A 12,502-nucleotide genomic window follows, 5' to 3' on the forward strand; every position below is an offset into this window, starting at 1 on the left:
AATGACAAAAGAAATAGGCAGGTGGAGATAATAGTATGAAAATGAGCGATGTGGCGAAATTGGCCAACGTATCTCCTGCAACCGTTTCAAGAGTGCTCAGACAGCCGGATTTAGTCAGCGAGGAAACTAAACAAAAGGTGCTGCAGGTGATTGAAGAGATGAATTACAAGCCTCACATGATTGCCAGTCAGTTCAGGACTAAAGAGACAAAGATCATTCTGGTCGTCGTTCCGGATATCACAAGGCCCTTTTTTTCCGAAGTGCTTCGGGGCATTGAGCATACAGCTGTAGAAAATGGCTATCAGGTTATATTGGGAGATACGGAGAACGATATTGAACGGGAAAAGGAATATATCGATTTGCTTTACAAAAAGCAGGCAGATGGAGCGTTACTCCTTACTGCTAGAATGAATAGGGAAAGCCTGGAAAAACTATCAAATCAATTTCCGATTGTATTGGCATGTGAATACGTGGACGGACTGGACATTCCAACTGTTTCGATCGACAATGTAAGCAGTGCCAGAAAAATAACGGAACATTTAATCAAGCTTGGTTATAGACGGATTGCCCATATAACAGCGCCTATGAACATCATTCTTAGCCGGGATCGCCTAGGGGGGTTCCAGCAGGCAATGAAGAAGCATCACTTGAAAGTAAACCCGGAATACATCCAGGAAGGGGATTATGGCATTGACTCAGGTTATGACCAGATGGTGAAATTATTATCGCTTGAAAACAAGCCTGAAGCAGTGTTTGTATTTAATGATGAAATGGCGCTGGGAGCTGTAAAGGCAATCCAGGATCATGGGTTGAGCGTTCCCGAGGATATTGCTGTCGTAGGTTTTGATAATTTGAAAATAGCATCGATTTTTAATCCGCATATGACGACCATTGACCAGCCTAAGTACGAAATAGGGAAAAAGGCAACGAACTTATTGCTGACCTTAATGAAAGGCGGAACCATTGAAAAGAAAAAATTCGTTCTGGAAGATGAGTTGATCATCCGCGAATCTTGCGGTTCCAAATTGGAAAAAAGCTTGAATGTATAAAAATGTTTGGCAAGATTATTATGTTAGTAAATGGATGGCTTCCTTTTATGGGAGCTTTTTTACATGCAGACTAAGATGTGAATAAACCACATTTGTGGGGAAAACATACTAGGAGGATTTTTCACAGTATGAATTATTGAGTCTTTAAAGCAGGGAAACAACCGGAGCAACAGGATCGATAGGAATAACAGGTGAAACCGGTCCAACAGGAATAGTGGAGGCGACCGGTTTCCGCTTATAAGTAACCAAAATTCAAGGTCATTTACAGTGAATGGAGCCAACACTGTGTTTACCGTTCCTGTGAATGGTCGCTAACAGGTGTTGCAGGAGCTTCACTGACATCATTCGTTAAATTGATGTAAGCTTTAACCTTAATAATATGGAAACGTAAATGATATTTCTGAATCCAATTTGAATGTGGATTTTTTTTTCGATGGATTAATTCAGGGCTTATTTCATTGGACAAACAGCGCCCTTAGCTTGAACAGCATCTATGGCTAAAGGCTAAGGACCATTCATGGATTACAGGGGATATCAGTCTAGATGAATTACAAATACTGTTTGTATTTCTTTAATTTATAGATGACTGTTGGCTGGCTGATGCCTAAATGTTCTGCCATTTCGTATGTGGTTTTACATTTTTTCCATGCTTTTGCAATTAGTTGCCTTTCAACCTTTTCCAGTGCCTTTTTTAAATCGAAATTCTCTTCACAATCCTGTTCGATTGCAAGGAAGTTGGAGTCTTCAGGCTGTTCAATTTGCCCTGTGATGGATTGCGGAAGGTGTTCGGGAAATATAATTGGCTCTTCGATGGTCAGGATTAACCGTTCAATTAAGTTTTCTAATTCCCGTATATTTCCGGGCCAATGGTAATGGGTTAAAACTTCATATGTCGTTGGATGGATTTTTTTGTATTTCTGGTATTTATCATTAGTTTTTTCTAAGTAATGCTGAATTAGGAGAGGGATATCTTCTTTACGTTCATGCAATGCCGGAATTTGGATGGGAATCACATTCAAACGATAAAATAAGTCTAATCTAAACTTACCTTGACTTACCATCTCCTTCAAATCTTGATTAGTCGCTGCAACTAGGCGGAAGTTAATATGGTTTTCTTTTTTTCCACCGATGCGCTTTATCTTTTTCTCCTGTAGTACATTCAGTAATTTAGCTTGCATGGCAAGTGGGAGTTCCCCAATTTCATCCAAGAAAAGAGTACCGCTGTCAGCCTGCTCGATCAGGCCTTGCCTCCCTTGCTTATTTGCCCCTGTAAATGATCCCGGCTCATAGCCGAATATTTCTGATTCAAACAAACTTTCAGGTATGGTGCTGCAATTCGCTTCGATAAAGGGTTCTTTCTTTCGGTTGCTTTGGTCATGAACAGCACGGGCAAAAGTGCTTTTCCCTACGCCGGAAGGTCCTAATAAGAGAATCGTGGCATCGGTTTTTGAAACATTATGGATCGTTTTTAAAATATGCTTCGTTTCATTACTTCTGGCAATCAGATAATGGTTATCCAGTTCTTTTTCTCTTAAATCCTCAACTTCCGTTTGATAGCCTTTAACTTTTCGTTGTAATTGTTCAAATTGATCCTGCAATTGCAGGATCTCGGTTTGATCCTGACCATAGCTTATTACCCTAACGAGGTGTCCTTCCTTATTAAAAATGGGATAGCCAGTAGACATGACAACATGACCCGTTTTTGTTTCTTGCATTATGCGTTTCGCTTTCTTTTCCTTTAAAACAATCGCATTGATGGAAGGTGCAAGAAGGCCCTCGCTTTCTAATTGATAGACGGAGGTACCGATATAAGAGTCACTTTTCATACCATAAATCTCCCAAAGCTTTGGGTTGGAATATAAAATGATTCCATCTTGATCGGTAATGAGAATATTATTATTCGATGTTTCAATAATTTTATTTAGTTCTTCCTCCAGCATATCATCGTACATACGTTACGCTCCTTTGGGTTTTGGGATGCTGCTTAATTAAAATATAAATCAAAAAGTCTAAATAATCAAAATTTAAATCAGGAAATAAGAAAATGATTAAGTTTTTAATCATTTGATGAAACAAAATAATGAAAAGCCTTATATACCGCAGCGAAATAGTTGGCCTGAATCTTGCTTATGTAAAAGGTAAGAAGAGAATTTCCAAACAAGGGTGTTATGAATATCCATTCTATTAGAAAAGATGGAAGTTTGTATGACATCTGCAATTGCAATGGAGTGAAAAAATTAATAGTAGAATTAGAATTTAGGAGGATGTTACATGAAGAAGTATCAACCGAAAGACTCATTCAAATCACCCCGTTTTTGTGGAGTGCGTACGTTTATGCGGCTCCCATTTGTTGAACAGATAGATGAAAATATGGATTTTGTCATTACGGGAATTCCATTTGATTCCGGGCAATCATTTAGGACGGGTGCGAGATTCGGTCCAGAAGCCATTCGAGATTTTTCAATCCTTTTACGTCCTTATAATCCAGAACAAGATATTAATATTTTTGACTATATATCAGGAATTGATTATGGCGATGTTCCGATCATCCCGGGGTATATTTCGGAAACATATAAAAAGATCGAAGAAGAGCTTACTCCCGTCATTGAAAAAGGGATAATTCCGATTTCATTGGGAGGCGATCATTCCATTACACTAGGGGAGTTACGTGCAATCGTAAAAAAACATGGACCCGTTGCCCTGCTTCAGTTCGATGCTCACTCTGACACTTGGGATAGTTATTTTGATCAAAAGTATAATCACGGAACCGTTTTTCGCCGCGCAATAGAAGAGGGGCTCATCGATGTATCGCGATCTCTTCAAATTGGTATGAGGGGCGGTCTGTACGGACCCGAAGATCTTCAGGATGCCCGGGATTTAGGTTTGGGAGTTTACACGACAAACGATTATAAGCGTATCGGGGTCGAAAAGATGTTAAGGGTCATTCATGAGCGTGTTGCGAATGGTCCGGTGTTTTTATCTTTCGACATTGATTTTTTAGATCCGGTTTATGCTCCGGGTACGGGGACTCCAGAAGTTTCCGGTGCCAGCATTGATGATGCTTTAGCCTTGGTGAGAGGATTGACGAATATAGATTTTGTTGGATTCGATCTTGTGGAGGTTTTACCATCATACGATCACGGACAAATAACGGCTGCCGCTGCCGCTAATATTGTCTATGAATTCATCACACTCATCGCACTCGCAAAAAAAGGGAAAATGGAGAAGACAGAGAGAGTAGGAGATTTGGAAACGCAGTTTAATAATTAGTTTCCTCATTTAACTGTAGAGAAGGAAGGAAGCGGTAAAGTCCTTTCTTCCCTCTTTACAAAGCGATAAGAACAATACAAGCCCAAAAGGAGATGTATACATGCATATTTTGGATATATCGATCATGATTCTATATTTTTCTGTTTTAATCATTGTGGGAGTAATCGGATCCAAACGGGCAAAAACAGCAGATGATTTCATTGTGGCAGGACGCAATCTTGGTCATTTTATGTATTTATCCTGTTTAGCTGCTGTTATATTAGGGGGGGCTTCCACTCTAGGAACAGCAAAGTTAGGTTATCAGTTTGGGATATCCGGTATTTGGCTAGTGGTGATGATCGGGCTCGGCATTATCGCTATCGGGCTGTTTTTAACAAATAAGATATTTAATTTAAAAGTATTGACGATCAGTGAAATGCTTGAGAAGCGCTACAACTCTCAAACAAGATTGATCAGTGCCCTTGTCTCTGTTATCTATACATTCATGCTGACTGTAACGCAAGTGATCGGGATGGGGACAATTTTACATGTTTTGGCTGGCTGGAATTTAACGGTTTCCATGATAGTCGGGGGCGGGATCGTTTTATTTTATACAATATTAGGAGGTATGTGGTCAGTCACCATGACTGATGTCGTGCAATTCGTCATCATGACGATCGGTATTTTCTTTATCATGCTTCCGATGAGCATCTCTAAGGCAGGAGGGTGGGGCTCGCTTAAAGGAAATCTCCCGGCATCACATTTTGAGTTAGGAAATATTGGCGGAGAGACGATTTTTCAATATTTCCTATTATTTACCCTCGGGGTAGTTGTTGGCCAAGATATTTGGCAGCGTTTATTCACCGCACGAACCAAAGCTGTTTCTCGTGGCGGAACGATTGGAGCGGGGTTATATAGTGTTTTTTATGCGATTGCAATCAGTATCATTGGAATGTGCGCTTTTATTATCCTTCCTGATTTAGGCGATCCCCAAAATGCATTTACCAGTATAGCGATGGTAACTTTACCTGCTGGTCTATTGGGGGTTGTCATTGCAAGTGTGGTATCAGCCCTAATGTCCACTGCTTCAGGTACTTTGCTTGCTTCGTCCACTTTAGTTGTTAATGACATCATTAAAAAATATATTGGTCCAAAAATGAGTGAACGACAATTTTTAAAAACATCCCGAATTACAACTTTAACGATTGGTGTATTGACCATAATCGTTTCGATTTGGATTCAAGATATTTTAGTTGCATTGGATGTAGCTTACGCAATTTTGTCCGGAGCTGTGTTCTTTCCGATCATCCTTGGTTTCTTTTGGAAAAGGGTCACGGCTACAGCGGCATTTTACTCGATTCTCGCCAGCATGATCGTTATCATTGTCGGATTGGTGATTAATGGACCTTCCTCCACTCAACCAATTCTGTACGGGCTCGCTACTAGTTTTGTCGTCATTACTACGATCACTCTCCTAAGTTCCAATAATGATCATATAAATGAAAGTGAAGTAAAGCAAGATATAAAGGGCAAAGCTGACATGGATACCATGGCTAATTGATGTTTCAGCAAAAAAACGGAAAAAGATTCGAGGAGGAACGAAATATGACAAAGACAATTTCCCTGCAACCGGCAACATTCAATTCATTGGAAGAAGAACGCATTCACAGGAAGGAACGCTTGGCAGCTTCATTCCGCCTTTTTTCAAAGTTTGGTTTCGATGAAGGGATAGCAGGCCATATTACGGTCCGTGATCCTAAATATACAGACCATTTCTGGGTCAATCCGTTTGGGATGCATTTTAGTCAAATTTCCGTTTCGGATCTTATATTGGTTAATCATAAAGGTGATATTGTAGAGGGTGAACATTCTATTAATGGTGCTGCCTTTGCCATTCATTCTGAAATTCATAAAGCACGGCCGGATGCGATTGCAGCGGCACATGCTCATTCGGTCTATGGAAAAACATGGTCTTCCTTAGGGAGACTGTTAGATCCGATTACGCAAGATGCCTGCCAATTTTACAATGATCATGCATTATTTGATGATTTTACTGGTGTCGTTTATGCATCCGAAGAAGGTAGGCGCATTGCGAAGGCTTTAGGTCAATACAAAGCTGTCATCCTCCGCAATCATGGATTGTTAACGGTCGGCCAATCTGTAGATTCAGCTGCTTGGTGGTTCATAACGATGGAACGTTCATGCCAAGCACAGATAATGGCTGAATCTGTAGGTAAGCCGATTTTTATAGAAGAAGAGTATGCCAAATTGACTGCAGAACAAACGGGAACGGAATATGAGGGATGGCTGAGTTTCCAGCCTCTGTGGGAAAGGATTAGAAAAGAGCAACCAGATTTCTTGAAGTGAAGCACGGCATGGTATAATCCCAACGGATTGCCTTCCCGTAAAAGAGGGAAAAAGGAATCGTATGTTCTTGAGGAGGTTTTATAATGTCCGCTTCTAAGAAAGCAGCACCTTCACTTTATATCAGGGTCGATATACCGGAAAAATACATCAATCAGTTTAAGGAGATTTGTTCGGAAGTTGTTGTCGAGCCATGGGAATTCGGCGAACCCGAACCACAGCCAACGGTTGATTTAACAAAGTTTGATGTCCTATATACGCTGGGGCTTCATGATAATCTTAACATTATAAAAAAAGCTCCAAAGATTAAATGGGTCCATTCAGACAGTGCTGGAGTGGAGGCCATGCTGAATGAAGATATAAAAAACAGCGATGTCATCATCACCAATGTCAAAGGCTGCACATCTGTCCCGATAGCCGAGCATACAATTGCGATGCTATCTTCGTTAGCAAGAGGCGTACCGACAATGATCAGAAATCAAATAAACAAAACGTGGGTTGAAATTCCAGTGAAAGATCTTCAAAATGCAACAGTGGGGATAATAGGGTATGGTGATATTGGCCATGAGATAGCCAAGAGATGTAAAGCGCTGGGTATGACCGTTATTGGGTGCCGCCGGAATCCCACCAAGAGGAACACCGAATATGAACCTGCTGATTTGATAATGGGAATGGATCAAGTGGATGAGGTCCTTTCCATGTCCGACTTTGTCGTCTTGGCCCTTCCGTTTACAAAAGATACTTCATACTTTTTCAATAAAGAACGCTTAAATAAAATGAAAAAAGGCAGTTATGTAATTAATGTCGGCCGAGGTAATACGATTGTCGATGAAGATTTAATTCATTCCTTGAGCAATGGGCACATAGCAGGAGCGGCTCTGGATGTGTTTGAAGTAGAACCTTTACCTAAGGACCACCCATTTTGGCAGCTGGAAAACGTCATGGTATCCCCACATAATGCTTACAACTCTTCCAAGCACCTAGATCGTGTGATGGAATTATTCCTTAGAAATTTAAAGCTTTTTTCTGATGGTAAACCCCTAATGAACGTTGTAGAAAAAAAACTTGGTTATTAACAGCGATCGGTCTTTTGAAAAGAAATTCGAATGGAGTACAAGGGCAGACCCTGATTGGGTTTGCTTATTTTTGTTTAAAAGCCGCTGCTTCATCTTTTTCTTGTATAGGACAATCTCTGATCAGGAAAAGCTGGATATAAGGAGGCGATGTATGAATGGGTACTTTCGAAGTTATTTCCCTGATGCTAAGCTTTGGCATGTTTGTAATTGCTATTCTTGATTTCAAAAATCATGACAAAAATCCTTGAAGATATTGAGGCAGGCCGATGTGTTTGATTAATAATGGAAGCGTTTTAAAAAATTCCGGGTTATTTAAAGAAGGTATTGATTTTCTCGATTTTTTAAACTTGCAGGGAACACCATTATGAGGTGTTCTTTTTTGTTTTGTTTCCAATGAGTTTTAATCGATATTCCACGCATACATAAGTATCATCTTTGACAAAACAATGAGATACAAGTATAGTCTCTAATAGACCGGTTGATATAATTTCAAGGAGTGATCCAGCTATGGCAGAGAAACGAAACTCGAAAGACATTCTTATTGAAACTGCTTCCAGACTTTTTCGTATACGTGGATATTACGGTGTGGGGCTTAAGGACATTATTGAGGAAAGTGGTATCCCAAAAGGTTCGCTGTATCATTATTTTCCGAAAGGTAAAGAAGAATTGGCGATTGAGGCGATTATTCATACAAAGGAATTCGTGATAGATGAAATTAAACGGGGGTTTGATGAAATTGAAGACCCTATTAAAGCCATTCAGTCTCATATTTTTCATTTATCCGAGGTTTTTGGTCATAGTGAAAATCTATTAGGACTGCCAATCGGGACGATTGCAGCGGAAACATATACGACGAGTGAGCAGATAAGAATGGCCTGTCAAGAAGCGATGGAAGATTGGCAATCCATTTATGTGAAGAAATTACTCGAAGCGGACTTCAGTGAGAAACGGGCAAAAGAATTGAGTATCGTAATTAATGCTTTGATTGAAGGGGGTATCCTTTTATCCTTAACGGCGAAAAACGGGGAACCTCTTCAAGCCATTGCGGAACAGATACCATTATTGCTGATAAATAAATAAGTCATGCGGAAAAATTATCTTAAGCTTAGGTCGAACAGTTAGTAATTGGAGGAATTATTTTATGTCAGCAGATGCAACACAGCAACAAAACCCAGTCATTAGGACGACCCCTATATTAATTGCATTTTTAATTGCAGGGTTCATCGGGTTATTCAGCGAGACGGCATTAAACATGGCGCTGGGAGATCTAATTCAAGAATTCAATGTCAGTCCTTCAACCGTGCAATGGCTAACAACGGGTTACCTATTGACATTGGGGATATTGGTTCCCGTTTCGGGACTCTTGATTCAGTGGTTCAATACTCGTCAATTATTCATTGCCTCAATGGTGTTCTCCATCATTGGGACGCTCATTGCAGCAATTGCACCCGGGTTCGGCATCTTGATGCTAGCCCGTGTCATCCAGGCAATCGGAACGGGTCTTTTATTGCCTCTCATGTTCAATACCATTTTATTGATTTTCCCTATTCATAAAAGGGGAGCGACGATGGGATTGATGGGGCTGGTGATCATGTTTGCCCCAGCCATCGGGCCGACAGTTTCAGGCTTGATTATTGAAAATCTAAAATGGAATTACATTTTCTGGGTGTCTTTGCCGTTCTTTGTGATCGCTTTACTATTCGGTCTCAAGTATATGCAAAACGTTTCAATAATCACCAAACCTAAAATCGATGTACCATCCATTGTTTTATCGACCATTGGTTTTGGGGGAATTGTTTATGGCTTTAGTATTGTCGGAGAGCAAGGATGGAGCAATGCGATCGTTTTATCCTCGATCATTGTTGGACTTATAGCGTTATTCCTGTTTGCTGTGAGGCAATTCAATATGGATAAACCAATGATTGACTTGCGCGTTTTTAAATACCCGATGTTCACGTTAGGGTTAATAACCGTCTTCATCACCTTCATGATCATCATGTCATCCATGATTCTCTTACCGCTATACCTGCAAACAGGGCTTGCATTAGCTGCGTTTTCTGCTGGGCTGGTACTATTGCCGGGTGGGGTGCTTAATGGTATCATGTCTCCGGTTACGGGGCGCATTTTTGATAAGTTCGGTCCAAGAGGGTTAGTGGTTCCAGGCTTCATTATCATGATTGTCATGTTATGGACTTTGACGAACGTAACGACTGAAACGACGATCATAATGGTAATCGTCATGCACTCCCTCCTTATGATTGGTGTTTCGATGGTCATGATGCCGGCCCAGACAAATGGCCTGAATCAACTGCCAAAAAATCTTTATCCGGATGGAACGGCTCTAATGAATACATTGCAACAAGTATCGGGGGCCATCGGTACAACCGTTGCCATTACGATCATGTCAGCATCCCAAAAAAATTATATGGCAAATGCAGAAGATCCGTTCGATCCATCTGCCATTAGCGGTTCATTGACTGCAGGTGTTCAAGATGCCTTTATTTTTGGCCTTGTCCTTGCAATCATTGGTTTGATCGTATCGTTTTTTATCAGAACAGCACGAGACTAATAAGATAAATTAGCCAGCAGGGAATGGAGTTTCTCTGTCTGGCTTTTTTTTACTGGTCTTTATTACCATATTTCATCGAAAACGAAAAAAACAGAGTGAATTATTTGAAAACTAACCACTTATCGGATAATCTTACACAATGAAAGTTACTAAAATTCAGCTCAGGTAAAGCGGTTAACAGGAGGAACTCAAATGAAAACAATAAAAACCAAAATGTTTGAACCTGTAACAATAGGTGCATGGAACTTAAAAACAAGAACGGCAATGGCTCCTATGACTCGGTCGTTTGCCGATAACGAAACTGGTGTTGTGAATGACCTGACCGTAGAATATTACCGAAAACGGGCTCAAGATGGAATCGGACTTATCATTACTGAAGGTGTAGTGATTTCACCAAGAGCAAAGGGCAATCCTGGAGTTCCCGGTATATATACTCAAGAGCAAATCAACGGGTGGAAAAGAGTAACGGAAGCAGTACATGCTGAAGGCGGAACGATTATTGCGCAAATCTGGCATGTGGGCCGTGCAAGCCACCATGAAATTGCAGGAGGACTTCCTCCGCAGGCTCCGTCACCTATCGCTGCAGAAGGTAAGGTTTCACGATTCGGCAAACCTTTTGACACCCCTGAAGAAATGACAGAGACGGATATTGCAGAAGTTGTGAACCAATATAAACAAGCTGCAAAGAATGCAATGATTGCTGGTTTTGACGGCGTTGAAATTCATGGTGCACATGGCTACTTAATAGACCAGTTCAATTCTGACACCTCCAATAAAAGGACCGATCGGTACGGTGGTGATTTAAAACAGCGTCTGACATTTATGAAGGAAGTGCTAAAAGCAGTTATTGATGCGGTAGGAGCGGAACGTACCCTTATTCGTTTCTCGGCTTTGAAAATTGACCAGCCGTCTTATATGTGGGAAGACCCTGAAAAAGCGATCCAAACATTTATTGAAGCGTTCAATGAAACAGGAGTCAAAATGATACACCCATCCACGATGGAATTTACCAAACCGATTGCAAGAGGATTGACCATGCATGAATTGGTACGCAGCCACTGGGATGGAATCATAGTCGGTGTGGGCGGGCTTGATCCTGAAACAGCGGAAGCAGCACTGGAAAAAGGCATCATTGACGTTGCGGCGATTGGCCGTCCGCTTATAGCCAACCCGGATTATCTGGCACGAATTAAGAAAGATGAAAAACTTGTTGATTACGAGGTAAAGAAACATTTAGGGCATCTGATTTAATAGAGATAAAATGTAGGCTGGCTTGTTCTTTGACAGGACATCGCAGCAACCATACTTCATTTTCTAAAACTGATGCGATTCTTCTTCAAGAAGGGTCGCCTTTTCTTATGAACATAAAAGGGGAGAGTGGATGGTATATCGATGGAACGTATCATGGTTATCGGAGTGTCCGCGGGTGTCGGGAAATCTACTTTTGCAAGAAGACTTGGAGATCATTTGAATATCGAGGTATATCATTTGGATACATTCTACTGGAGGCCTGGCTGGGTGGAGGCTCCTTTAGAGGATTTTATTTCTGCTCAAAAGGAAGTAGTGAGTCATGACAAGTGGATCATGGAAGGCAATTATAGTCATTCTTTTAACCTGCGTTCGGAGCTAGCCGATACGATTATTTATTTAGAACTTCCTCTCCGTGTTTGCCTTTACCGTGTGATAAAACGCTGGTTGTCTAATCTAGGTAAAACAAGGACCGATATGGCTAAAGGCTGCCATGAAAAACTAGACTGGGAGTTTATCAAATTTATCATATCCACTTACTTTCCTCGCAAGAAAGAAATGAAAATCAAATTGGCAGATCTTCAAAAGAGTGACCCTGAAAAGGTGATAGTCATGTTAAAAAGTAAGCCCGATATTGAAGGATATTTGTTGAATATGAAGGGATAAGCTTCTTATCATTAATCTTTATGAATCTTAGAGATTTTCGAAACTGGGTCTTTCCTGATCTTAACAGCAGCTCATAAGCACAAATGGAAAAGGGATCTTCCAATCGAAGATCCCTGAGACTTTAGACAAATTCGAAGAAATCGAGTTTACCACAGTTTTTTTATGGCTTGTACAATTGGACGTAGATTTCCGCTCCAGGCACTCGCTTTCCGCGGGCGGTCCGCGAGCCTCCTCGGCTTGCGCCTTCGGGGTCTCCCTAGACGCGCTTTTCCCGCAGGAGT

11 protein-coding genes are annotated in these 12,502 nt (G+C 40.9%); 10 read left to right on the forward strand and 1 reads right to left on the reverse strand.

Annotated features, from left to right (window positions below):
- The first annotated feature begins 35 nt into the window (after nucleotides 1–35).
- Nucleotides 36–1,049: a LacI family DNA-binding transcriptional regulator gene (locus tag OTG27_RS05995; RefSeq protein ID WP_268936495.1), complete on the forward strand. Its 1,014-nt coding sequence runs from the start codon at nucleotides 36–38 to the stop codon at nucleotides 1,047–1,049.
- A gap of 548 nt (nucleotides 1,050–1,597) precedes the next feature.
- Here the strand turns inward: OTG27_RS05995 and OTG27_RS06000 are convergent.
- Nucleotides 1,598–3,001, reverse strand: coding sequence for a sigma-54 interaction domain-containing protein (locus tag OTG27_RS06000; protein WP_268936496.1), 1,404 nt, complete (start codon nucleotides 2,999–3,001; stop codon nucleotides 1,598–1,600).
- Nucleotides 3,002–3,320: 319 nt separating this feature from the next.
- Between OTG27_RS06000 and speB the strand changes: the two genes are divergently transcribed.
- The 9 genes from speB to OTG27_RS06045 all read left to right on the forward strand — a co-directional run bounded on the left by speB (nucleotide 3,321) and on the right by OTG27_RS06045 (nucleotide 12,221).
- Nucleotides 3,321–4,319 carry an agmatinase gene (gene speB, locus OTG27_RS06005; protein ID WP_268936497.1) on the forward strand — a complete coding sequence of 333 codons (999 nt, stop codon included), beginning with the start codon at nucleotides 3,321–3,323 and terminating at the stop codon, nucleotides 4,317–4,319.
- A 100-nt stretch (nucleotides 4,320–4,419) separates the two neighbouring features.
- Complete coding sequence (locus tag OTG27_RS06010; protein ID WP_268936498.1) at nucleotides 4,420–5,859, forward strand: sodium:solute symporter family protein; 1,440 nt, start codon at nucleotides 4,420–4,422, stop codon at nucleotides 5,857–5,859.
- On the forward strand, nucleotides 5,859–6,665 hold the full coding sequence (locus OTG27_RS06015; RefSeq protein WP_268936499.1) for a class II aldolase/adducin family protein: 807 nt from the start codon (nucleotides 5,859–5,861) through the stop codon (nucleotides 6,663–6,665). Before OTG27_RS06010 ends, OTG27_RS06015 begins: the two co-directional genes overlap by 1 nt.
- 83 nt (nucleotides 6,666–6,748) lie before the next feature.
- The gene (locus OTG27_RS06020) at nucleotides 6,749–7,738 is read left to right on the forward strand and encodes a D-2-hydroxyacid dehydrogenase (RefSeq protein ID WP_268936500.1); all 990 of its coding nucleotides are present in this window, start codon (nucleotides 6,749–6,751) and stop codon (nucleotides 7,736–7,738) included.
- A 155-nt stretch (nucleotides 7,739–7,893) separates the two neighbouring features.
- A complete protein-coding gene (locus OTG27_RS06025; RefSeq protein ID WP_220126990.1) occupies nucleotides 7,894–7,986 on the forward strand; it encodes a putative holin-like toxin in 93 nt (30 codons plus the stop codon).
- Between the two features lie 259 nt (nucleotides 7,987–8,245).
- Entirely contained in the window at nucleotides 8,246–8,818 is a 573-nt protein-coding gene (locus tag OTG27_RS06030) for a TetR/AcrR family transcriptional regulator (protein WP_063577274.1), read from the forward strand.
- Between the two features lie 61 nt (nucleotides 8,819–8,879).
- Nucleotides 8,880–10,307 carry an MDR family MFS transporter gene (locus OTG27_RS06035; RefSeq protein WP_034315214.1) on the forward strand — a complete coding sequence of 476 codons (1,428 nt, stop codon included), beginning with the start codon at nucleotides 8,880–8,882 and terminating at the stop codon, nucleotides 10,305–10,307.
- Nucleotides 10,308–10,499: 192 nt separating this feature from the next.
- Nucleotides 10,500–11,558, forward strand: coding sequence for an alkene reductase (locus OTG27_RS06040; protein WP_374941243.1), 1,059 nt, complete (start codon nucleotides 10,500–10,502; stop codon nucleotides 11,556–11,558).
- Between the two features lie 141 nt (nucleotides 11,559–11,699).
- Nucleotides 11,700–12,221 carry a P-loop NTPase family protein gene (locus OTG27_RS06045; protein WP_063577272.1) on the forward strand — a complete coding sequence of 174 codons (522 nt, stop codon included), beginning with the start codon at nucleotides 11,700–11,702 and terminating at the stop codon, nucleotides 12,219–12,221.
- Nucleotides 12,222–12,502 lie beyond the last annotated feature (281 nt).

It is taken from the genome of Peribacillus sp. AS_2 (genome assembly GCF_026891895.1).
GTDB classification, from domain to species: domain Bacteria; phylum Bacillota; class Bacilli; order Bacillales; family DSM-1321; genus Peribacillus; species Peribacillus frigoritolerans.